General features: G+C 59.7%; 24 protein-coding genes and 1 tRNA gene. 12 read left to right on the plus strand and 13 right to left on the minus strand.

The window, feature by feature from the left end; all coding sequences use genetic code 11:
* Positions 1-10: 10 nt before the first annotated feature.
* Both cobS and AB4Z13_RS08060 read right to left on the minus strand, forming a co-directional pair.
* A complete protein-coding gene (cobS, locus tag AB4Z13_RS08055) occupies positions 11-1,003 on the minus strand; it encodes a cobaltochelatase subunit CobS (RefSeq protein ID WP_007822226.1) in 993 nt (330 codons plus the stop codon).
* A 313-nt stretch (positions 1,004-1,316) separates the two neighbouring features.
* Positions 1,317-1,937, minus strand: coding sequence for a J domain-containing protein (locus AB4Z13_RS08060; RefSeq protein ID WP_113319712.1), 621 nt, complete (start codon positions 1,935-1,937; stop codon positions 1,317-1,319).
* Positions 1,938-2,042: 105 nt separating this feature from the next.
* Here AB4Z13_RS08060 and AB4Z13_RS08065 point away from each other — a divergent pair, with 105 nt between their 5' ends.
* Positions 2,043-2,324: a BolA family protein gene (locus AB4Z13_RS08065; protein ID WP_037071995.1), complete on the plus strand. Its 282-nt coding sequence runs from the start codon at positions 2,043-2,045 to the stop codon at positions 2,322-2,324.
* A gap of 57 nt (positions 2,325-2,381) precedes the next feature.
* Here the strand turns inward: AB4Z13_RS08065 and AB4Z13_RS08070 are convergent, their stop codons facing one another.
* Genes AB4Z13_RS08070 through AB4Z13_RS08085 form a run of 4 tightly spaced genes read right to left on the minus strand, consistent with a single transcriptional unit; the run spans position 2,382 to position 5,947 of the window.
* Positions 2,382-2,861 carry a DUF2938 domain-containing protein gene (locus AB4Z13_RS08070; protein ID WP_113319713.1) on the minus strand — a complete coding sequence of 160 codons (480 nt, stop codon included), beginning with the start codon at positions 2,859-2,861 and terminating at the stop codon, positions 2,382-2,384.
* Between the two features lie 58 nt (positions 2,862-2,919).
* On the minus strand, positions 2,920-4,230 hold the full coding sequence (locus AB4Z13_RS08075; RefSeq protein ID WP_113319714.1) for an HlyC/CorC family transporter: 1,311 nt from the start codon (positions 4,228-4,230) through the stop codon (positions 2,920-2,922).
* The gene (gene aroB / locus AB4Z13_RS08080) at positions 4,230-5,360 is read right to left on the minus strand and encodes a 3-dehydroquinate synthase (protein WP_439016738.1); all 1,131 of its coding nucleotides are present in this window, start codon (positions 5,358-5,360) and stop codon (positions 4,230-4,232) included. The genes AB4Z13_RS08075 and aroB overlap by 1 nt, the downstream gene beginning before the upstream one ends.
* Positions 5,357-5,947, minus strand: a complete 591-nt coding sequence (locus AB4Z13_RS08085; RefSeq protein ID WP_007822233.1) for a shikimate kinase — start codon at positions 5,945-5,947, stop codon at positions 5,357-5,359. The genes aroB and AB4Z13_RS08085 overlap by 4 nt, the downstream gene beginning before the upstream one ends.
* A 148-nt stretch (positions 5,948-6,095) precedes the next feature.
* On the opposite strand from AB4Z13_RS08085, the gene AB4Z13_RS08090 reads away from it, so the two are divergent.
* The 5 genes from AB4Z13_RS08090 to AB4Z13_RS08110 all read left to right on the plus strand — a co-directional run bounded on the left by AB4Z13_RS08090 (position 6,096) and on the right by AB4Z13_RS08110 (position 9,897).
* A complete protein-coding gene (locus AB4Z13_RS08090) occupies positions 6,096-6,272 on the plus strand; it encodes a hypothetical protein (RefSeq protein ID WP_007822234.1) in 177 nt (58 codons plus the stop codon).
* Positions 6,273-6,276: 4 nt separating this feature from the next.
* Positions 6,277-7,230 carry a site-specific tyrosine recombinase XerD gene (gene xerD, locus AB4Z13_RS08095; protein ID WP_439016739.1) on the plus strand — a complete coding sequence of 318 codons (954 nt, stop codon included), beginning with the start codon at positions 6,277-6,279 and terminating at the stop codon, positions 7,228-7,230.
* 62 nt (positions 7,231-7,292) lie between these two features.
* Positions 7,293-8,246, plus strand: coding sequence for an acetyl-CoA carboxylase carboxyltransferase subunit alpha (locus AB4Z13_RS08100; protein WP_113319717.1), 954 nt, complete (start codon positions 7,293-7,295; stop codon positions 8,244-8,246).
* Positions 8,247-8,440: 194 nt separating this feature from the next.
* Positions 8,441-9,667, plus strand: coding sequence for a L,D-transpeptidase family protein (locus AB4Z13_RS08105; RefSeq protein WP_439016740.1), 1,227 nt, complete (start codon positions 8,441-8,443; stop codon positions 9,665-9,667).
* Between the two features lie 5 nt (positions 9,668-9,672).
* On the plus strand, positions 9,673-9,897 hold the full coding sequence (locus AB4Z13_RS08110) for a sulfurtransferase TusA family protein (protein WP_439016741.1): 225 nt from the start codon (positions 9,673-9,675) through the stop codon (positions 9,895-9,897).
* Positions 9,898-9,909: 12 nt separating this feature from the next.
* On the opposite strand, the gene AB4Z13_RS08115 is transcribed toward AB4Z13_RS08110, so the two are convergent.
* Positions 9,910-11,058, minus strand: a complete 1,149-nt coding sequence (locus AB4Z13_RS08115) for a CobW family GTP-binding protein (RefSeq protein ID WP_439016742.1) — start codon at positions 11,056-11,058, stop codon at positions 9,910-9,912.
* A gap of 9 nt (positions 11,059-11,067) precedes the next feature.
* Complete coding sequence (locus AB4Z13_RS08120; RefSeq protein ID WP_113319721.1) at positions 11,068-12,201, minus strand: D-alanyl-D-alanine carboxypeptidase family protein; 1,134 nt, start codon at positions 12,199-12,201, stop codon at positions 11,068-11,070.
* A 156-nt stretch (positions 12,202-12,357) separates the two neighbouring features.
* On the opposite strand from AB4Z13_RS08120, the gene AB4Z13_RS08125 reads away from it, so the two are divergent.
* Positions 12,358-13,521: a M20 aminoacylase family protein gene (locus AB4Z13_RS08125; RefSeq protein ID WP_113319722.1), complete on the plus strand. Its 1,164-nt coding sequence runs from the start codon at positions 12,358-12,360 to the stop codon at positions 13,519-13,521.
* 72 nt (positions 13,522-13,593) lie between these two features.
* Positions 13,594-13,670: transfer RNA gene (locus AB4Z13_RS08130), tRNA-Arg, on the plus strand.
* A gap of 5 nt (positions 13,671-13,675) precedes the next feature.
* On the opposite strand, the gene AB4Z13_RS08135 is transcribed toward AB4Z13_RS08130, so the two are convergent.
* Positions 13,676-14,185: a DUF2937 family protein gene (locus tag AB4Z13_RS08135; protein WP_113319723.1), complete on the minus strand. Its 510-nt coding sequence runs from the start codon at positions 14,183-14,185 to the stop codon at positions 13,676-13,678.
* Between the two features lie 144 nt (positions 14,186-14,329).
* Between AB4Z13_RS08135 and AB4Z13_RS08140 the strand changes: the two genes are divergently transcribed.
* Together AB4Z13_RS08140 and AB4Z13_RS08145 are read left to right on the plus strand one after the other, a co-directional pair.
* Complete coding sequence (locus AB4Z13_RS08140) at positions 14,330-14,581, plus strand: hypothetical protein (protein ID WP_113319724.1); 252 nt, start codon at positions 14,330-14,332, stop codon at positions 14,579-14,581.
* Between the two features lie 105 nt (positions 14,582-14,686).
* Entirely contained in the window at positions 14,687-14,848 is a 162-nt protein-coding gene (locus AB4Z13_RS08145) for a hypothetical protein (protein ID WP_439016743.1), read from the plus strand.
* Here the strand turns inward: AB4Z13_RS08145 and AB4Z13_RS08150 are convergent, their stop codons facing one another.
* The 3 genes from AB4Z13_RS08150 to AB4Z13_RS08160 form a co-directional block, all read right to left on the minus strand.
* Positions 14,849-15,637: a class I SAM-dependent methyltransferase gene (locus AB4Z13_RS08150; protein WP_442205956.1), complete on the minus strand. Its 789-nt coding sequence runs from the start codon at positions 15,635-15,637 to the stop codon at positions 14,849-14,851. It abuts the gene before it with no gap.
* 103 nt (positions 15,638-15,740) lie between these two features.
* The gene (locus tag AB4Z13_RS08155; RefSeq protein WP_113319726.1) at positions 15,741-16,031 is read right to left on the minus strand and encodes a BON domain-containing protein; all 291 of its coding nucleotides are present in this window, start codon (positions 16,029-16,031) and stop codon (positions 15,741-15,743) included.
* A 57-nt stretch (positions 16,032-16,088) separates the two neighbouring features.
* Positions 16,089-16,736, minus strand: coding sequence for a hypothetical protein (locus AB4Z13_RS08160; RefSeq protein WP_310384911.1), 648 nt, complete (start codon positions 16,734-16,736; stop codon positions 16,089-16,091).
* 380 nt (positions 16,737-17,116) lie between these two features.
* On the opposite strand from AB4Z13_RS08160, the gene dxr reads away from it, so the two are divergent.
* Complete coding sequence (gene dxr / locus AB4Z13_RS08165; protein WP_439016744.1) at positions 17,117-18,292, plus strand: 1-deoxy-D-xylulose-5-phosphate reductoisomerase; 1,176 nt, start codon at positions 17,117-17,119, stop codon at positions 18,290-18,292.
* Positions 18,293-18,320: 28 nt separating this feature from the next.
* On the opposite strand, the gene hemA is transcribed toward dxr, so the two are convergent.
* The gene (hemA, locus tag AB4Z13_RS08170) at positions 18,321-19,535 is read right to left on the minus strand and encodes a 5-aminolevulinate synthase (protein ID WP_439016745.1); all 1,215 of its coding nucleotides are present in this window, start codon (positions 19,533-19,535) and stop codon (positions 18,321-18,323) included.
* A gap of 331 nt (positions 19,536-19,866) precedes the next feature.
* Here hemA and AB4Z13_RS08175 point away from each other — a divergent pair, with 331 nt between their 5' ends.
* Positions 19,867-20,121, plus strand: a complete 255-nt coding sequence (locus AB4Z13_RS08175; protein WP_007822262.1) for a YMGG-like glycine zipper-containing protein — start codon at positions 19,867-19,869, stop codon at positions 20,119-20,121.
* The last annotated feature ends 171 nt before the right edge of the window (positions 20,122-20,292 follow it).

A 20,292-nucleotide genomic window follows, 5' to 3' on the forward strand; every position in this document is an offset into this window, starting at 1 on the left:
TCGACTGGCCTCAAGCCCCCAGCACGATGTTGGCCGCGCTTTCCTTCAGTTCCACGCCGAAGGCGCGCTGATAGTGCTCGGCCACCAGAGGACGCTCAAGCTCGTCACACTTGTTGAGGAAGGTGACGCGGAAGGCGAAGGCGATATCGCCGAAGATCTCGGCATTCTCGGCCCAGGTGATGACGGTACGCGGGCTCATGACCGTGGAGAGATCACCGTTCATGAACGAAGCGCGCGTGAGATCGGCAACGCGAACCATCTTGGAAACCGTATCGCGGCCTTCCTTGTCCTTGCCGAAGCTCTTCACCTTGGCGGCGACGATATTTACTTCATGGTCGTGCGGCAGATAGTTCAGCGTCGAGACGATCGACCAGCGGTCCATCTGTGCCTGGTTGATCTGCTGCGTGCCGTGATAGAGACCCGTCGTATCCCCAAGACCGATGGTGTTGGCGGTCGCAAACAGGCGGAAGGCCGGGTGAGGACGGATGACACGGCTCTGGTCGAGCAGCGTCAGGCGGCCGGAGGATTCCAGTACGCGCTGGATGACGAACATCACGTCCGGGCGGCCGGCATCATATTCGTCGAAGACGAGCGCGACATTGTGCTGATAGGCCCAGGGCAGGATGCCGTCCTTGAATTCGGTGACCTGCAGCCCGTCCTTGACGACGATCGCGTCCTTGCCGACGAGATCGATACGGCTGACATGGCTATCGAGGTTGATACGCACGCAAGGCCAGTTGAGGCGCGCGGCAACCTGCTCGATATGCGAAGACTTGCCCGTGCCGTGGTAGCCGGAGATCATCACGCGTCGGTTATGGGCAAAGCCGGCGAGGATCGCGAGCGTCGTCTCGCGGTCGAAGAGATAGTCGGAGTCGAGATCCGGAACATAGGCGTCGCCCTTGCTGTAGGCGGGCACACGAATGTCGGAATCGATGCCGAAGACCTCCCGGACCGAAACGGTGGTGTCGGGCAGTTCGGAAATATCAAGGTCAATCTTGCTCATCATGTCTCCAAGGCGGGTGACGGCCACCCGACCACACTATCTCAGCCATTGCGCAACCATGGCGCCGCAGTATCTTTTCCGCGTTCTCCAAGAGTCGGAACGTCGGCGATACTTCTCCGGGACTGAAACGAAACCTCGGCGGGATAATGACCGCTTGCGAGCATTCTTGAAAGAGTCCCGGACAAGAAACGCCGCGTCCGGAAGGTCGGCAGAGGCGATGTCGGGAAAACGCGCAAATATGTATGCCGCGATTGCCTGCGGCCTCAGCCGATGTGGACCATACCCGATTGAAGCTTAAGAGCAAGGACGGGAATTAACAAAAACCGTTCTGCTTCAATAATTGATAGGCCTGGATGACGGCGCGGAAACGCTCTTCCGAGCCGCGATCGCCGCCATTCGCGTCGGGGTGATGCTTCTTGACCAGTTCCTTGTACTTGCTCTTGATCTCCGCCGAAGTGGCGTTCGCCGCAAGTCCCATCGTATCGAAAGCCTTGGCTTCCAGCGATTTCAGCTTGCGGGCCTGCGGGAAACGCGGGCCGCTGCCCTTGCCGCTACCTTCCTTCACGAAACCGAACGGATCACGCACGCGCGAATAGGCGCCGGAGCGAACTTCGGCATGCAGCGGGCTGTTCTTGGCATCCTTGTTGACGCCGACCGTCCAGGTGGGGCGATGGCCGGTGATCGCCTCCTTCTGGTAGCGCGCAATTTCGCCGTCCGAGAGGCCGGAGAAATAATTGTATCCCTTGTTGTAGTCCTTGACGTGTTCGAAACAGAACAAAAAGAATTGGCCTTCCGCATTGCGTCCCACAGGAGCGCGATGCGTGCCTTTTTTGTCGCAGCCGTCCCACTGACAGCTTGGAGGTGCCTGTTCGGGCTCCTGCTCTCGCCTGCGGCGCGTTCGGATGCGATCGAAGTATTTGGAATCAAGTCTCATAGCGGCGCTAATTATGGGGCTGCTGACTGCTGACAACAAGAATTGACAAACGGGAATGTTGCTGGCTTGGTGGGAACCTTTTTCATGAACTCAGAAGACCCCGTGATGACACTCCAGACCAGCATCGAAGAGAAGCTCAAGGCGACCTTCGCACCCGAACGCCTCTCCGTCATCAACGAGAGCCATCTGCACGCCGGCCACCAACCGGATATCACGGGCACCGGCGAGACGCATATGCGCGTTCGCATCGTCTCTGCAAAATTCGTCGGCATGTCTCGGCTGCAACGGCATAGGGCGATCACCGACCTCTTGAAGCCCGAGCTGGATGCCGGGCTTCACGCATTGGCCGTCGAGCCGGCAGCGCCGGGCGAACCGACGCGCTGGTAGAGCCTACTTTCACGCAATTCCGGACACAAACCGCTGCGCACTTTTGCGTGAATTGCTCTAGCGGATAATGAGCGCCGTCGCGTAAAGCCCGAAACCGAAGACGGTATGGGCGAGCAGATTGAGCACACGGACCTTCGTGGGGTTCGGCGTCTTCGACGCCGCCCAGCCAAGCCCAAGACCCGGCTGCATCAGAAACCAGCCCGCACCGACGGTGACGATGCCGAGGATCCAGGCCGGCAGGAAAGTCGGCGCGGCAAACCAGACCGGACCGACGAAGATCGCCAGCAGAATGCCGTAGAGGATTCCAACCGCGTAGTGGCCGATCCAGCCGAGCGCCAGCTCGTTGGCATAGGGCGCGGCATCAGCGATATTATCGTGAAAGACCTTGCCCTTGCCGAGATGCCAGAACCAGCGGCCGGCCGGCGCCCAGTTCGGCGACGGCGTCACGCCGAGCTTTGCGAGCAGAATCGCCCAGATATCCATGAGGACGGTTGCCCCGATGCCGATGGCGACGGATCGCCAGAGAATGTCGAACATGTCAGATCCTGTAGGATGAGCCAGCGCACGGAGATGCCGCCGGTAACGGAAATCTTGGTCAAGCGGGTTTCGTCTCGTCTTCCTCGGCGGGGCGGATGCGCAGCTTGGTGATGCGGTTCTTTTCCCGCTTCATGACGACGAAGCGCTTGCCGTAGAAAGTGAAGGCCTGTCGCTCCTCGGGAATGGTCATCGATTCATGGATGACGAGACCGGCAATCGTCGTGGCTTCCTCATCCGGCAGGTTCCAGTCCAGCGCGCGGTTGAGATCGCGGATTGATACGCCACCATCGACGACGATGGAACCGTCGGCCTCCTGTCGTACGCCCTGTATATCAATATCGTGCTCGTCGGAGATATCGCCGACGATCTCCTCCAGAATATCCTCGAGCGTCACGACGCCCTGCACCTCGCCATATTCGTCGACGACGACGGCGAAATGCTGCTTGCGGCGCAGGAAGGCATTGAGCTGGTCTTCGAGATTGGTGCTGTCGGGCACGAACCAGGGTTTCTGGGCGATTTTCACGATATCGAGCTGCTGCGGCTCCATGTTCGGCTCGGCGAGCGCCCGCAACAGATCCTTGGCGTGTACGACGCCGATGATGTTGTCGATCGTACCGCGCCACAGCGGCATGCGTGTATAAGGGCTTTCGAGGATCGCCCGGACCACGGATTCCGGCGGATCGTCGGCATTGATCGCCCGCATCGCCATGCGGTGGACCATGATATCGGAAAGCTCGAGTTCGCCGAGATCGAGCACGCCGCCGAGACGGTCACGGTCGGCCTTCACGACAGAACCCTCGCGATGCAGCAGGTCGACGGCGCCGCGCAGCTCCTCATGCGCTGACAGCATCGAGACTTCACGCGACAGGTTGATCCCGAAAAGACCGAGGATCTGGCGCACGATCGCATTGACGAAGGAAGAGAGTGGACCGACCACGGCGACGAAGAGCCGTGTCGGTATTGCAACATTGAGCGCAAAACGCTCCGGCGTGGAGATCGCCCAGCTCTTCGGCAGAACCTCCGCGAAGATGACGAGGATAATGGTCATGGCAAGCGTCGCCAGCGCCACACCGGAATTGCCGAAGATCCCCAGAAATACGCTTGTCGCCAGCGACGAGGAGAGAATATTGGCGAGGTTGTTACCGATCAGCAGCGCACCGATCAGCCGGTCACGACGCTCGATGAGGGTCCTGACGAGACCGGCGCGCTCATCGCCATTGGCCTCCAGTGTATGGATCCGGCTTCTCGAAACGGCGGTCAGCGCGGTTTCGGATCCCGAAAAGAAGGCAGACATCAATACCAGGGCCACGATCGAAACGATCTCCGGCCAGTAGACCGATAAAAACGCCAGGGTGCCTTCGACTGACATCAGGGATGTTTTTCCTTGAGAAAGCTGATCACTTCGGAAGCCGGCACGTCATCGGCGACGAAGGACTGGCCGATGCCGCGAGTGAGAATGAAGGTGAGCTTACCACCCTTGACCTTCTTGTCCTGCGCGATCGCATCCATCAGCACTTCGGCCGGCGGCAGGGTTCCCAGGATTTCCGACATGCGGGTCGGCAGGCCGACAGCCTTAAGATGCGCCTCGACGCGGCGGGCATCATCGGGGCTCGCAAGGTTCATACGCGCCGAAAATTCATGCGCCAGCACCATGCCGATCGAAACGCCTTCACCATGAACCAGCCGGCTGCTGTCATAGGCGGTCGCGGCCTCCAGCGCGTGGCCGAAGGTGTGGCCGAGATTGAGCAGCGCCCGCTGGCCGTTTTCCCGCTCGTCAGCAACCACGACATCCGCCTTCGCCTGGCAGCTGACCGCAATTGCTTCGATACGGGCCGAACCGCCTGCAAAGACCGCCTGCCAGTTGTTCTCCAGCCAGGCGAAGAAGTCCGGCTTGTCGATCAGGCCATACTTGGCGACTTCGGCATAACCGGCGCGGAATTCGCGTTCACTCAGGGAATTTAGGACATCGGTATCGGCGAGAACAAGATCCGGCTGATGGAAAACGCCGATGAGGTTCTTGCCGTGGCGGCTATTGATGCCGGTCTTGCCGCCGACGGAGGAATCCACCTGAGCGAGCAGCGAAGTCGGCACCTGTACGAAGCGCACGCCGCGCCTGACGATGCCGGCCGCAAAACCCGAGAGGTCGCCGATGACGCCGCCGCCAAGCGCGATGACATAGTCATTGCGTTCGACGCGCGCTTCGAGAACCTTGTCGCAGACATTGACCAGATGCTCGAAACTCTTGGTCTTCTCTCCGGCTGGCAGCACGACCGCCGCCGATGCGATGCCGGCGGTATCGAGGCTCGCCTTCAAGGCATCGAGATAAAGCGGTGCCACATGCTCGTCGGTGATGATAGCCGCCTTGCGGCCCTTGAGCCGCGAGCCGATCTCGCCCCCGGCGCTGGCGATCAGCCCTGGCCCGATCAGAATGTCATAGGCACGTTCGCCAAGCGGTACATGCACCTTGCGGACGGCGGAAGCGGAGGTGATCGCGTTCATGATACTGCACTTTCCTTCTGGGCCTCGACCACGGCTCTCAGCACTTCATCGGCCATGACTTCCTTGCGCACGTCGCGCGAAAGCACCGTGAGATCGGCTTCGGCATAAACGGGGTAGCGGGCGTTCATCAGATTTTCGAGCGTCTGCTTCGGGTTTTCGGTCTTGAGCAGCGGACGTGTATCGCGCTTGTTGACCCGGTCCCAGAGCACGTCGAGATCGGCCTTCAGCCAGACCGAAAGGCCGCCCTTCTTGATATGCCTGCGCGTACGGGCGTTGATGAAGGCGCCGCCGCCGGTAGAGACGACACGTGGCCCGCCTTTCAGCAGACGCTTCATCACCCGTGCTTCGAGCGCCCGGAACTCTTCTTCTCCATAGGCCGCGAAAAGCTCCGTGATCGTCATGCGCGAAACGCGCTCGATCTCTATATCGCTGTCGATGAAGGGAACGCCGAGCTGCTGCGCAAGGAGGCGGCCGACCGAGGATTTTCCCGCGCCCATAAGGCCGACGAGGATCAGATTGCGTGAACCGAGCGCGGCGCGAGCTCTGTCTCTCAGGCTGTCTGCAACGGAAACTGGGGGTTCACTCATCGGTCCATTCACACTTTGTTTGCAAACGGTATCGACAAATGCGGGTGTAGCGTCAAGTCGCGGGCAAGGGAATCATGGTCTCACTGCCGCTTCTTGCACTTGCAAGCATGCTTCTTATAACAGAAGCAGAGTTCTAAGGAGTAACCGGATGCCGAGCCTAATCCGTTTCCTGTCCGTCCTGGCGGTCATCGCCGGACTGATCTATGGAGCGATGTGGGCGCTCGTCACCTTCGTCGAGCCGCAGGAGCGCGACGTCACGATCCGCATCCCTTCCGAGCGGGTAAACCCGCCCTCGACGGGCACGATCAACACCACGAAGAAGTGACGCGATGAAGGATCTCGGCCGCGTCCATGTGGAATCATTTCTGGAAATGATGAGTGCCGAGCGGGGTGCTGCGGTCAATACGCTGCAATCCTACGAACGCGACCTGGACGACTTGCACTCCTTCCTGCACGGCCGCAGCATTCGCCTGACAGAGGCGGCTTCGGGCGATCTCGGCGCTTATCTCGGCTCGCTATCCGCGCAGGGTTTCAAGCCTTCCTCGCAGGCCCGCCGCCTTGCCTCCATGCGGCAGTTCTACAAATTCCTCTATGCCGAGGGCCTGCGCACCGACGATCCGACCGGCATTCTCGACGCGCCGAAAAAGGGCCGCTCCCTGCCGAAGACGATGGGCGTCGAGGAGGTGACCAAGCTGCTTACTCAGGCAGAAACCGAGGCCGCTGACCCTGCCCCCGGCCAGCTTCACCGCATGCGCATGCTGGCGCTGCTGGAACTGCTCTATGCCACCGGCATGCGTGTCAGCGAGCTCGTCTCGCTTCCAGCCCGCGTTCTCGATCAGGAAGGCCGTTTCCTGATGATCCGCGGCAAGGGCAACAAGGAGCGGCTGGTACCGCTTTCCCAATCGGCCATTGCCGCTCTGAAATCCTACGGCGGCATGCTGGCGTCGGAAAACGCCGCGTCAAAACAGCCCCAGGAGAGCCCCTGGCTCTTCCCGGCCGCCTCGAAAGAGGGATACTTGCCGCGCCAGGTCTTCGCCCGCGATCTCAAGAATCTGGCAATCCGCGCCGGCCTCACACCTTCGATGATTTCGCCGCACGTCATGCGACACGCCTTCGCGAGCCACCTTCTGGCCAACGGCGCGGACCTGCGCGTGGTGCAGGAACTCCTCGGCCATTCAGACATTTCGACGACACAAATCTATACGCATGTTCTGGAAGAACGGCTCCAGCAACTCGTCCATACGCACCACCCCCTTGCAAAACAGGCGAAAAAGCACGAATAGGACCGGCGACAAGGGACGGAACCAGGAAACTGCCCCGCGCACAAGGAACGGAAACGCACCTCATGCACAACTATCTCGACTTCGAAAAGCCGATCTCCGACCTCGAAGGTAAGATCATCGAGCTTAAGAAGCTGGCGACGGAAGACGAAAGCATCGACACCTCCGACGAGGTCGGCAGGCTCGAAGTCCGCGTCCGCGAGGCGATCGTCGAGATCTATTCGAAGCTCAACGCCTGGCAGAAGACGCAGGTCGCGCGCCATCCGCAGCGTCCCCATTTCGTCGATTATGCCAAGACGCTCTTCCAGGAATTCACGCCGCTTGCCGGCGACCGCAAGTTTTCCGAGGATGCCGCCATCCAGGCTGGCCTTGCCCGCTTCCGCGGCCAGCCGGTCGCCGTCATCGGCCAGGAAAAGGGCAACGACACCAAGAGCCGCCTGAAGCACAATTTCGGCAGCGCCCGTCCTGAAGGTTACCGCAAGGCGATCCGCATCCTCGAAATGGCGGATCGTTTTCAGCTCCCGGTCATCACCCTCGTCGATACCGCAGGCGCCTATCCGGGTGTCGGCGCCGAAGAGCGCGGTCAGGCCGAAGCCATCGCCCGTTCGACGGAGATGTGCCTCGGCGTGAAGGTGCCGCTGATCTCGATCGTCATCGGCGAAGGCGGCTCAGGCGGCGCGATCGCGATTGCTACCGGCAACCGCGTCTACATGCTCGAACATTCGATCTACAGCGTCATCTCGCCGGAAGGCGCCGCCTCGATCCTCTGGCGTGATTCCACCCGCGCCAAGGAAGCGGCGACCAATATGAAGATCACGGCGGAGGACTTGAAGGCACTCGGCGTCATCGACGGCATTATCCCCGAGCCGCTCGGCGGCGCCCACCGTGATCCCGACAGCGTCATCGCCGCCACCGGCGATATAATCTCCAACGCGCTTGCCGAAATGGCCTCCCGTTCCGGCGAGCAACTGCGCAATGACCGCCGCCAGAAGTTCCTCGCCATGGGCCGCAATCTGTAAAATCCACAGGTCTGCGTAATTGATTGGGGCCAAATCTTGGCCACAATAATGTTATCTGTAACATCAGCGCTTGCAGGGCACTTCGGGGTAAGTCATAGGCTGGTAAGGATTTATCAAGTATAAGCCGCCTATGATTCCGCGCTACGCCCGGTTTTCGTAAGCGGGTTGGGTCTCATTATTGATGGGCTGATTGAATGCGCATACGTCATCTTGCCTATGTTTCGCTCATGGCGCTGGCTCTGACCGGCTGCAATGACGCATTGGAATCCGCGCAGGGTATCGACCTCTCGACAGTCAGGAACAAGGTGGAGCAGCCGCTTCCGAGCCGCATCCTTGCCGACATGTCGGCCAAGGGCATGGACCGCAACTCGCCGATCATGATCCGCATCTTCAAGGAAGAAGGCGCGCTGGAAATCTGGAAGGCGAAGACGAACAACCGTTTCGACAAGATCGCCGACTACAAGATCTGCGCCTGGTCCGGCAAACTCGGCCCGAAGGTGAAGTCCGGCGACCGTCAGGCGCCAGAAGGTTTCTACAACCTCACTCGCGCTAACCTGAACCCTAATTCCAAATATTATCTCGCCATCAACACCGGTTTCCCGAACCGCTATGATGCCGTCAACGGCCGCTCCGGCAGTGATCTGATGATCCATGGCGCCTGCTCGTCGTCAGGCTGCTACTCCATGACCGACCAGCAGGTTCTGGAAATCTACGCCTTTGCCCGCGACGCCCTCAAGGGTGGTCAGGAAACGGTACAGCTTCAGGCCTTCCCCTTCCGCATGACGGCCGAGAACATGGTCAAGCATCGTCTCGATCAGAACTACGATTTCTGGAAGATGCTGAAGGTCGGCTACGACAATTTCGAAGTCACCAAGCGCCCGCCGGAAGTGAATGTCTGCGAGAAGAAATACGTCTTCAACCAGCAGGCAACCGATGGCGGCAGCTTCAATCCGGCCGGCAAGTGCCCGGCCATGTCAACGCCGCCGGCACTGACGGCGGCTCTCGCTTCCTACGACAAGACCTATGACGCCGACTATCAGACGGCCCTGAAAAAATATGACGGCCTTGCCTGGTACGACCCGACAGAGGCCGAGCGCAAGGCTGTTGTCGCCAAGCTCCGCAAAGGCCGCGAACTGGCTTTTGCGCCAACGGGCACCTCGCTGGAAGCCGGCCGCATGGTCAAGGTTGCCGAACTCGAAGACATGATGGCCAATCAGGCCGCGAAGAGCGTTGCTACCAAGACCGCAGCGACTGCGACGCCGACGACGCAGGCTCAAGCCACGACCGTCGCTGCAGCGCTGCCGGCCAATATTCCGGTGCCGATGCAGAACCCGCTGGCCTATGCCGCGCCCGAGCCCGCGCCGCAGGAAACCGCCGACGCCACCAAGAAGCCGTTCTGGAAGTTCTGGGCCAGGAACTGATCGGCTTGGACGCCATTCTCTACGATCTGCGCGGGCTGAAATGCCCGCTCCCCGTCATCAAGACGCGCAAGAAGCTGACGGCCATGCCGAGTGGTGCGATGATCCTCGTCGACACCAGCGATCCGCTTGCCGCCATCGACATCCCGCATTTCTGCAATGAAGATGGCCACGAGCTTGTCAGCACGGAAAAGACCGAGCGCGGCCACCGTTTCCTGATCCGCAAGGGGTAGAGTCTTTTCTGATTAGGTCCGCATGCCCGGAATGGCGAGCGGATTGTCGCTGAGCGCAGCCCGATCAGGCGTATCGATCCGCGGCTTGCCGAGGAAGGCATCGAAAAGATCTTTCACGAAAGCCTCCGGCAGATCCTTGGTGATCAGCACCATGCGCGTGCGCCGGTCCTCAGGATCCGGCCAGGCAGCAAGCCGCACCGGCGGGTGGAAGATGCTCTGGACGCCGTGCAGCACCAGCGGGCGTTCCGGCCGGTCTGATGTGGCGATGATCGCCTTCATGCGCAGAAGCTTCTCTCCATGCGCCGAACGCAGGAGATCGATGAACATTTCGAGCGCCATCGGATCGATTGCCTTCTCCTCGATGATCGAGAAGGAACGGATCGACGCATCGTGACGATTGACGTCGTGCGGGTCCTGATGCTCGTGGCCATGATGATGGTGGTGATGACCGTGATCGTGGCCATGATCGTGATGATGATGGCCCTCATGCTCGTCCTCATCATGCAGCCAGCGGCGGACATCGGCGATTTTTGTGCCGGGATCATAAAGCCCGTTGACGAAAATACGCGCTGAGCCTGCCTCATCGCTGTCGGCATCCATGATGGCGGCACGCGGATTGAGGCCATGCAGACGTGCCATCAGCGCATCCGTGTCACCCGCTATGCTCTGTTTCGAAACGATGAGCCGATCGGCGACGGCCGTCTGCTTGCGCGCCTCCTCATGATTGTCGAGCGTCTGCAGACCATTCACGGCATCGACGACGGTGACCACACCATCGAGCTCGAAATTCTGCGCAATAATCGGATTGCCCATGATCGCCTGCATGACGGGAGCCGGATCGGCAAGGCCGGTGGTTTCGATGACCACGCGCTTGACCGGCTTCACACGGCCTGTCTGCACGGCATCCATAAGGTTCGCCAGCGTATCGACCAGTTCCCCGCGCACGGTGCAGCAGAGGCAGCCGTCGGAGAGCTCGATAATGGAATCGCCGGAGCTTTCGACCAGCAGATGGTCGATGCCGACATCGCCGAATTCATTGATGATGACGGCCGCATCCTTCATGGCAGGATCTTTGAGGATACGGTTCAGAAGCGTCGATTTTCCGGCGCCGAGGAAGCCGGTCAGGATTGTGACCGGGATCTTGTCGCTAAACGTGCTCATGGTTTTTCCTTAGAAGGATTTCGGCCGCGGGAGCGGAACCGGCACATTGGCGAGCGCTTCCACGGCATCGCCCTTGGCGGTCTTGTCGTTTTGCGCGACCGGTTGCGGATCCTGGCCGGGAATGAGGCCGGCGAAGACGAATTGCGGCTCGTGATCCATTTCGTGGATATAGGGCGACTGCACCTTCATGCGGCCGACCTCGTCGCGCGTTTCGCTGCGCACCTTCGCGCCCTTGGCGCTGCAAATATCGGCCGTGATGTCATTCACCTGGTCCTGCCCCGGACCGTAGGGCCTCAGCGAACCTAGTGTATCATTTGCCGCAAACTGCGTGGTGAAGCCCTTCTGCAGCAGATTGGCAGTGGCGTCAGCGCGGGCCGCCAGGCTGTCGGTGCCGAGCACGACGGAAACCAGCGTGCGGCCGCTGCGTGTCGCCGAACCGATCTGGTTGAAGCCCGAAGCGCAGATAAAGCCGGTCTTCATACCGTCGGCACCGGCAAAACGGCCGATCAGCATATTGATGTTCGGAACGTTCTGCTTGCCGGTCGTAAAGCCTTCCAGCGAAAAATAGCCGGCATATTGCGGGAAGTCCCGGCGCAGCGCCACCGACAGGATCGCGAGGTCGCGAGCCGTCGTAAACTGCCCCTTGCCCGGCAGGCCGTTCGGATTGATGAAATGCGAATCCGACATGCCGAGCTTCGCCGCTTCGGCATTCATGCGGACAACGAAAGCTTCCTCGGTGCCGCTGACCGCCTCGGCGACGGCGACCGCGATATCGTTCGCCGACTTCACCATCAGGATCTTGAGCGCGCTGTCGAGCGTGAATTTCTGGCCCGGCTTGAAGCCCATCTTGGCCGGCGGTTCGGCGGCTGCCCGCTTGCTCATGACAACGGGCGTGTCGAGGCTGATCTGGCCGGAGCGGAGTGCATCGAATACCGTATAAACGGTCATGAGTTTGGTCAGTGAAGCCGGATACCACTTGCGGAAGGCTTCTTCATGCTCCAGCACCCGGCCGGTCTGCACGTCGACGAGAATATGCGGATTGGCCTCAGCAAAGGTAACGGACGAGACAAGAACCGCTGTTGCTGTCGCTATAAAAGAAAAGGGCCGCAAAGCGGCGAACAAACGATCGTGGCGCGTCGACAAGTGCTCGTCCTTCAGGGAATTATCTCGAAACCTTCCCCTATTTACCCTATATGGCTATGACATGGCAAAGGTCATTGACTAAGTTATTTCCAAGGCATCACGCCCTTGTGATGCTTTCAGACAGGCCCCACGCATTTCATTCACAGGAAGCCAAGAATGCCGATTCTGAATAGAGCCGCCGAACTTCAGGACGAAGTCGCAGAGTGGCGCCGCCACATCCATGCGCGGCCGGAACTTCTCTTCGCAGTCGAAAATACCGCTGCCTTCGTTGCTGAAAAGCTTAAGGAATTCGGCGTCGATGAAATCGTCACCGGCATCGGTCGCACAGGCGTCGTCGGCCTCATCAAGGGCAAGGGCGAGGGCGCCCGCACGGTCGGCCTGCGCGCCGATATGGATGCCCTGCCGCTCACCGAAATCACTGGCAAACCTTGGGCATCGAAAACACCTGGCAAGATGCACGCCTGCGGTCATGACGGCCATACCGCCATGCTGCTCGGTGCCGCGAAATATCTCGCAGAGACCCGCAACTTCAATGGCAATGTCGCTGTGATCTTTCAGCCCGCCGAAGAAGGCGGCGGCGGCGGCAACCTGATGGTCAAGGACGGCATGATGGAGCGCTTCGGCATCGAAGAGGTCTACGGCATGCACAATCTGCCGGGCCTGCCCGTCGGTCAGTTCGCCACCCGCAAAGGTCCCATCATGGCGGCGACCGACGAATTCACCGTCACCATCAAGGGCCGCGGCGGCCATGCAGCGCAGCCGCACCGTACGATCGACCCGATCGCCATCGGCGCGCAGATCGTCTCGAACCTGCAGCTGATCGCCTCGCGCAGCGTCAATCCGCTGCGCTCGGTCGTCGTCTCCGTCACCAAGTTCAATGCCGGCTTCGCCCATAACGTCATCCCCAATGACGCAACCTTCGCCGGCACGATCCGCACGCTTGATGACGAGGTGCGCGCCCAGGCCGAAGCACGCCTTCGCGAAGTCGTGGAAGGCATCTGCGCTGCCCATGGTGCGGCAGCCGACATCAACTTCCACCGCAACTACCCCGTCACCTTCAACCATGCGGATGAAACGGAACATGCCGTCGCCATCGCCAGCGACATTGCCGGCGAAGCCAACGTCAATCCCGAGGTCGATCCGATGATGGGCGGCGAGGATTTCTCCTACATGCTGAACGTCCGCCCCGGCGCCTTCATCTTCATCGGCAACGGCGACACCGCCGGCCTGCATAACCCGGCCTACGACTTCAACGACGAAGCCATCGCCCACGGCATTTCCTACTGGGTGCGCCTTGCCGAACAGCGCCTCGGCGCCTGAGATGAAACGACATTAGAAATACTGAAAAGGCTTGGCTTCCTGCCAAGCCTTTTGTATGCATGGCATCCAAGTGGTCCCGTAGCTCAGCAGGATAGAGCACCAGATTCCTAATCTGGGGGTCACGCGTTCGAATCGCGTCGGGATCACCACTCTCTCACCGATAGCCAGGTCGCCACCGCACGGCGCGTTTTGCGCCAACCCCGAACAGTGCCGCGACGATCCAACTGCCGAGGAAGCCGATTGCCGCCCAGACGAGGCCGGCGAAGCTGACGGGGACGCCGGGCACGAAGTCGCGCCATGTATTGGCAATTATCCCCTCATCGGCATCGCGCATCAACACGAAGGGCTTGGCGACCGGCGGCGCACTGCCGAGATCCGATTGCTGGGTGACGAGGCGCTCATAGCGCTCCAGCGTACTGCGCATCGAAAGGCCGCGATCGCGCAGGAAATCGTCGGGAGAACGGGCATAGACATCGAGCGCCTGCTGACGATCGAGATGATGGTCGGCGGCCTGTTTCGTGAAGTCGTCGACGATGATCCTGAGCTCGTCGATCGCCCCGCCGATACGCTGGCGATATTGCTGTGCGAATTCCGGCGCCTGCGAGAAAAGCGTGCCGCCGGCAAGTCCAACGACTAGTGTGACTGCCCTTCCAATCTGTCCCATGACGATGTCTCCGGCTGTTCCGACACCAGAACGATTTCGAGCGGGCAAAGGTTGCCACTGACACATTTGGTAACGCTATGTGATTGAACTGATTGCGCTTCGTTCGAGTTGATCACCCGACCAACTTAGAAAGAGAGGCTTGTCATGAAGAATATTATCATCGCTTCTGCATTTGCTGCGGTTACGATTTTCGCCGCTGCTCTGCCTTCGCAGGCGGCCAGCGTAACCATCACAAATGACAATGGCGGAGACGGATATCACCACCGCATGGCGGATCGTCCTTACTACCGCCATCACCTGCCGCCGCGCCGCGTTTCGCATGATTGCGTGACCCGCACGGAACGCATCCATAGCCACGGCGAAACCGTGATCAGGAAGACCCGTGTCTGCCGCTAAGATACGAAGACCCCGGCTGGAGACCCGGCCGGGGTCTGCTGTTCTCAAACATGAGGAACTTCGGAATTTTTCCCGCGTTTTACCGGCAAAACAGGAGTATTCATCATGCGTATTCGAATGACTCTTCTTGCAATTGGCGGCACAATCGCCTGCGGTCTGCTCATCGCCATCAGCTACCAGCCGCAAGGCCCCGTCGCCACACATAAGACCGATCGGCTCGTCGGTGAAAAGGCCCCCGCCGGTTTCCTGACCGAGCGCTTCGGCTGATCAGCTGAGCGACGGCTTGCGTGCCACGACGTGGAAATATTCCTCGTCTGCCAGCGTTTCGCCACCAAGCGGGCGACCATCGACTGAAAAGAGCAACGGCTCGCCGGTAAAACGGCTTTCGGTGAGTTGTGAGCGCAGCTGACCGGGTGTCGTGGCATAGACCATGATGCCGAAATCATGGGCGCGATGCAGCAAGATCGCATGTTCGCCATGCCGCTGCTCCAGTGGCGCGAAACGACGTTCCCGCACCAGTCCCATTGCGTGCTTGAGGAGCCGGAAGCTCAGCTTCACCGGATGATTGGACCAGACGATGGAAGAACGGGCGCGGTTTTCACCAAAACCATGCCAATTGCGATTGAAGGTCGAAAAGGCAAACGTGCCGCCGGCCTTCAGCACGCGCGATACTTCACGCAGGACCGATCTGCGTCCATCCGCATCGACGGAGTCGATACCGTTATAGCTGAAAACGACGAGATCGAAGGAGCCATTGGCAAAGGCTGAAAGATCACGTGCATCCATATTTTCAAAACGAAGGCCCGGATGGTTGGAGCGCGCAAGCGTCACCATCTCGGGCGTATAGTCGATACCGACATAGTTGTCCGCCTCGCTGGCAAGAAGCGCTGCGGTGCGGCCTCCGCCGACACCGATATCGAGGACGCTGCCGCCCTTCGCATTGGCGAGGCCAATGCCAAGCGCCATACGTTCGCCTTCATTGATGAAGCCGTTGCTATTGCGATAGTCGCGTCGGGAGAGCGGGCTGCTCCATGTCCGACGATTGATCATTTCCATCTGATGCATCAAAACACCTGACTTTCGGGGGCTGGAATAGGTCCAAACCTAGGTCAGAGGTCGGCGCGAATAAACTTACGGAAAGTTAATATTTGGTTAATAGTTAATGTCGAACATTAACCATCGAGTCCGCAAGCAAAATACGGTTGCGAACCGTATGCACGCCTTCAACTGTTCTTGCGATGACTGTTGCCCGCTCGATTTCATCAACCGTACCGACGTGGCCGCTCAAAACGATCTCGTCGCCTTCGGCCGTAACCTCGACATCGGATGCATCGATACCGCCAGCAACGGCCAGTGCATTGGCAACCGCAGATTCCAGCGTCGCACGATTGGCATATTCAGCCTCAGCTTCGGGCAGATGACCATGAAATGTCTGTTCCTTGAAGACCATCGTTCTGTCCTCCTTGGTGGTGAGGGAGAAACGCTGCTGACAGGACTTTGGTTTCGCCTACCAGCGAAGCTGATAGTTCAAATTGACATTTCCCGTCCGCCCCGTCGAAAGCGGATCGGACACAGACGCGCTCAGGCCGAGATTGGGTAGGATGTTCTGGCTGACGGCAACGGTACTGGAAAAGTCGCCATTGAAATCGCTGACGCTGCTCCCGGCCGAAATCGATGTGCCGGTCCACGGATAGATCAGCTTGACCGCCTGGGAAGCCGACACCGTCGCCTGCCGCGCATCGACGGCGCTGTAACCGAGGCTCACCGCGCGTGTCGTCTGCATGTCGAGCGAATCTGAGAGTATCCAGCTTCGCGAACGGCTGAGCATAAGCGCGCCGCTGCCGCGTAACGTATCGACCTGCAGCGTCACATCCTGCTGCGCACGGCTGGCCGGCGTAACGCTCACCTTCTGCAGCTTGCCCCAGAGCATCGCCTGGCCAGAATTCGGCAACGGTGCCCCGCTCTTGTTGGAGGCTAGCGCGAGATCTGCGCCGGCGCTCGTCTCCCATTCCATCGGCAGGCGGAACCCGACCGTCGTTTTGTAGGAACTGGTGGATACCTTCACCGGCGACCAGATCACCAGATCATCCGCAAATACCGGATTGGCCAGCGGCAGAAGGGCAAAAACAAAGCATGCAATCTTTATTTTCGTCATAATATCGCATCGTTTTGAACTAGCACGCCGATCGCGCACCAATAGGCGCAGAGCGGACGTGGAGCGCTCGCATCGAACGCAATGAAGGATGGCGCAGACACACAATCCCGGTTCAGTCTTCGATTTTTGTTTGGCCCCGCGGCCAGTGGCATAAATTGCCGGTTGCTCGTCGGGCACATCAGTGCCCAGCGGATTTGCCTTTTTCGACCGCAACCGGCCGCAGCAAATGATCATCCCCTTGAGGACTGTTGTCAGGATCACATCATGGCGAACCTATGTAAACCCCTCTGGAGTTGAAATTTGCTGCACCGCACACTTGCTGCCTCCCACGATCCCCTGTAGAGCCGATGCCGAATATGCAATTTCTTGCGAAATCGACCATGATGACGAGCGAAACCGCGCCTCGGCGCCTCAGTATCTTCGGTTCGACCGGCTCGATCGGCCAAAATACGCTCAATGTCATCGATCATCTGGGCGGCCGGGACAATTTCGAAATTTCCGTCCTGACCGGCAACGGCAATGTAGAATTGCTGGCCCAGCAAGCGAAATCGTCGGGCGCGCAGCTGGCCGTCATCGCCAATGACCGGCATTACGAATCACTGAAAAGCGAGCTTTCGGGCAGCGGCATCGCAGTCGCTGCCGGCAAATCCGGCCTGATGGAGGCGGCAGACCGCGAGGCGGACTGGGTGATGGCAGCCATCGTCGGCACGGCCGGCCTTGCTCCTACTCTTGCCGCGGCGCGCCGCGGCGCCGATATCGCGCTCGCCAACAAGGAATGTCTTGTTTCGGCAGGCGATCTCTTCATCGAGTCGGTGAGAAACGGTGGCGGCAAGCTGTTGCCTGTCGATAGCGAACACAATGCGATCTTCCAGGTGCTGGAGGAAAACCAGCGGCATGCGGTGGAACGTATCATCCTGACGGCATCAGGCGGTCCCTTCCGCACGTCCTCGCTGGAGGAGATGGCCAACGTCACGGTCGAGACCGCACGCGCCCATCCGAGATGGTCGATGGGCCTGAAGATTTCCATCGACAGTGCGTCGCTGTTCAACAAGGCGCTGGAGATGATCGAGGCGAAGCACCTTTTCGGCCTGCGCCCCGAGCAGGTGGAGGTGATCGTTCATCCGCAGTCGGTCATCCATTCGATGGTCGGCTATACGGATGGCTCGGTGCTGGCACAGCTCGGCGCACCGGATATGCGCACCGCAATCGGCTACGCCCTCTCCCATCCGCGCCGAGCGAACCTGCCGATCGAGCGGCTGGATTTCGCCAAGCTCGCGCGGCTGGACTTCGAGGCTCCGGATGAAAAACGTTTCCCTGCCCTCCGGCTTGCCCGGTTGGCGATGACGCGCGGCGGCGTCCAGGGCGCAGTGCTGAACGGCGCCAAGGAAGTGGCGCTCGAAGCCTTCATCGAGGGTCGCCTGCCCTTCCTCGCCATGGCCGAGATCACCGAAAAAGTGATGGACGATCTCATCAATCTGCCAGCGGCCGCGACGATGGACGACGTGTTCGCCGCAGACAAGGAAGCCCGGCAGCGGGCTGCCGGGCTCATCCGATAAAGAAATTTTCTTATCAGGCGCCGTGACGTCAAGCGACGTGACGGGCAAGCGCACAGCGCGACCAGAGCGAATGCAGCGCGCTGACGAGATGCTCGATATCGGCATCCGAATGCAGCGGCGTCGGCGTGATGCGCAGGCGCTCGGTCTTCTTCGGCACCGTCGGATAGTTGATCGGCTGCACATAGACACCGAAATTGTCGAGCAGCAGATCCGATATCCACTTGCACTTGGCAGCATCGCCGACCATGACCGGCACAATATGGCTCGGGTTCGGCATGTGCGGAATGCCCTGCTGGTCAAGCAGCGTGCGCAGCTTCCGAACGCGATCCTGATGGCGAGCTCGCTCGAAGGGGCTCGCCTTTAGATGCCGGATCGAAGCGATCGAGCCGGCAGCGAGGGCCGGCGGCAGCGACGTCGTGAAGATGAAGCCCGATGCAAAAGAGCGGATGAAATCACAGAGCGCCGTAGAAGCCGCGATATAACCGCCCATGACGCCGAATGCCTTCGCAAGCGTGCCTTCGATGACGGTGATCCGGTCCATCAGGCCTTCGCGCTCGGCAATACCGCCGCCGCGCGGGCCGTACATGCCGACGGCATGCACTTCATCGAGATAGGTCATGGCGCCATACTTGTCGGCGAGATCGCAGATTTCCTTGATTGGCGCGATATCGCCATCCATCGAATAGACGGATTCGAAGGCTATGAGCTTCGGCGCCTTGGGATCGGCAGCAGCGAGCCTGGCTTCGAGGTCGGCCACGTCATTGTGCTTCCAGATGACCTTCTCGCACTTGGCGTAGCGGATGCCCTCGATCATCGAGGCATGGTTGAAAGCATCGGAGAAGATGATGAGGCCGGGGATCTTGGCGCCAAGCGTACCAAGCGCGGCCCAGTTGGAAACATAGCCGGACGTGAACGTCAGCGCGGCTTCCTTGCCATGCAGATCAGCGAGCTCCTGCTCAAGCAGAACATGGTAGTGGTTGGTGCCAGAGATATTCCGGGTGCCTCCCGCACCCGCGCCACAGTGATCGATGGCTTCCTTCATCGCCTCGATCACCTTGGGGTGCTGGCCCATGCCGAGATAGTCGTTGGAGCACCAGACGGTCACTTCCTGTTCGCCATTCGCCGTGTGGCGCGTCGCACGCGGAAAGTTACCGCGATGGCGCTCCAGATCGGCAAAAACGCGGTAACGGCCCTCAGTGTGAAGCCCGTCCAGCTCGCTTTTGAAAAACGCTTCGAAATCCATCATATGCTCCAGTTCGTACGGCTGTTTCTTGCTGAGACGGCAACCGCACGTCAACCCTTTCGTCCCTGATTTAACATCAACTGCGGCAAAAGGCGCAGACTTTTGAATGATTCCAGATAAAAAATACGCGAGCCGTGATCAGGGAAATTGATCGACGTCAATTCCGGCGGAAAATTCGCTTTTAATCGTGGAAAGAAACCCGCGCCTTACTAAAAAAAGCTCGCTGATGGTGGACAAGCCCTTCTTGCGACATAGTTTTCGGGCTAGCCTGAGAAAAAACAGGTTAGGGACGACATCCGCCCGCTGGGGCGCCAAAACCTCGGAGAAAAGAATGAAAAAAGTCCTCGTACTCGCGTTGATCGGCCTTTCGATCGCAAGCTGCACGCCCACGCAACAAGGTGCCGGTATCGGCGCAGCGTCTGGTGCCGTTATCGGCGGCGTGGTCACCGGCGACGTGCGCGGCGCGGCAGTCGGCGCAGCGATCGGCGGCGTTTCGGGCGCGCTTATCGGCAGGGTCGCAGAACAGCCCGGCCAATGCTATTACCGGGACCGGTACGGTCGCCGCTACATCGATGATTGCCGCTGAGATCTGCAATCAGAATGGGAAAAATGGAAATCCCGGACCCTCGTCCGGGATTTTTTTGTACTAAATTAGTGCGCCAGCAGTTTAAATTGGTACACGTGGCGCGATTTTGCCGCTAAGCTTGCTATCGGCTGGGCAACGCAGAGCTTCATTTTAATGTAACCAAAAAGCGGC

This window comes from Rhizobium sp. YAF28 (assembly GCF_052113285.1).
In the GTDB taxonomy this organism is placed as follows: domain Bacteria; phylum Pseudomonadota; class Alphaproteobacteria; order Rhizobiales; family Rhizobiaceae; genus Rhizobium.

Coding starts and splice junctions, on each gene's coding strand:
- cobS (WP_007822226.1), bottom strand. CDS start 1,003: ATGAGCAAGATTGACCTTGATATTTCCGAACTGCCCGACACCACCGTT.
- AB4Z13_RS08060 (WP_113319712.1), bottom strand. CDS start 1,937: ATGAGACTTGATTCCAAATACTTCGATCGCATCCGAACGCGCCGCAGG.
- AB4Z13_RS08065 (WP_037071995.1), top strand. CDS start 2,043: ATGACACTCCAGACCAGCATCGAAGAGAAGCTCAAGGCGACCTTCGCA.
- AB4Z13_RS08070 (WP_113319713.1), bottom strand. CDS start 2,861: ATGTTCGACATTCTCTGGCGATCCGTCGCCATCGGCATCGGGGCAACC.
- AB4Z13_RS08075 (WP_113319714.1), bottom strand. CDS start 4,230: ATGTCAGTCGAAGGCACCCTGGCGTTTTTATCGGTCTACTGGCCGGAG.
- aroB (WP_439016738.1), bottom strand. CDS start 5,360: ATGAACGCGATCACCTCCGCTTCCGCCGTCCGCAAGGTGCATGTACCG.
- AB4Z13_RS08085 (WP_007822233.1), bottom strand. CDS start 5,947: ATGAGTGAACCCCCAGTTTCCGTTGCAGACAGCCTGAGAGACAGAGCT.
- AB4Z13_RS08090 (WP_007822234.1), top strand. CDS start 6,096: ATGCCGAGCCTAATCCGTTTCCTGTCCGTCCTGGCGGTCATCGCCGGA.
- xerD (WP_439016739.1), top strand. CDS start 6,277: ATGAAGGATCTCGGCCGCGTCCATGTGGAATCATTTCTGGAAATGATG.
- AB4Z13_RS08100 (WP_113319717.1), top strand. CDS start 7,293: ATGCACAACTATCTCGACTTCGAAAAGCCGATCTCCGACCTCGAAGGT.
- AB4Z13_RS08105 (WP_439016740.1), top strand. CDS start 8,441: ATGCGCATACGTCATCTTGCCTATGTTTCGCTCATGGCGCTGGCTCTG.
- AB4Z13_RS08115 (WP_439016742.1), bottom strand. CDS start 11,058: ATGAGCACGTTTAGCGACAAGATCCCGGTCACAATCCTGACCGGCTTC.
- AB4Z13_RS08125 (WP_113319722.1), top strand. CDS start 12,358: ATGCCGATTCTGAATAGAGCCGCCGAACTTCAGGACGAAGTCGCAGAG.
- AB4Z13_RS08135 (WP_113319723.1), bottom strand. CDS start 14,185: ATGGGACAGATTGGAAGGGCAGTCACACTAGTCGTTGGACTTGCCGGC.
- AB4Z13_RS08140 (WP_113319724.1), top strand. CDS start 14,330: ATGAAGAATATTATCATCGCTTCTGCATTTGCTGCGGTTACGATTTTC.
- AB4Z13_RS08145 (WP_439016743.1), top strand. CDS start 14,687: ATGCGTATTCGAATGACTCTTCTTGCAATTGGCGGCACAATCGCCTGC.
- AB4Z13_RS08150 (WP_442205956.1), bottom strand. CDS start 15,637: ATGGAAATGATCAATCGTCGGACATGGAGCAGCCCGCTCTCCCGACGC.
- AB4Z13_RS08155 (WP_113319726.1), bottom strand. CDS start 16,031: ATGGTCTTCAAGGAACAGACATTTCATGGTCATCTGCCCGAAGCTGAG.
- AB4Z13_RS08160 (WP_310384911.1), bottom strand. CDS start 16,736: ATGACGAAAATAAAGATTGCATGCTTTGTTTTTGCCCTTCTGCCGCTG.
- dxr (WP_439016744.1), top strand. CDS start 17,117: ATGATGACGAGCGAAACCGCGCCTCGGCGCCTCAGTATCTTCGGTTCG.
- hemA (WP_439016745.1), bottom strand. CDS start 19,535: ATGGATTTCGAAGCGTTTTTCAAAAGCGAGCTGGACGGGCTTCACACT.
- AB4Z13_RS08175 (WP_007822262.1), top strand. CDS start 19,867: ATGAAAAAAGTCCTCGTACTCGCGTTGATCGGCCTTTCGATCGCAAGC.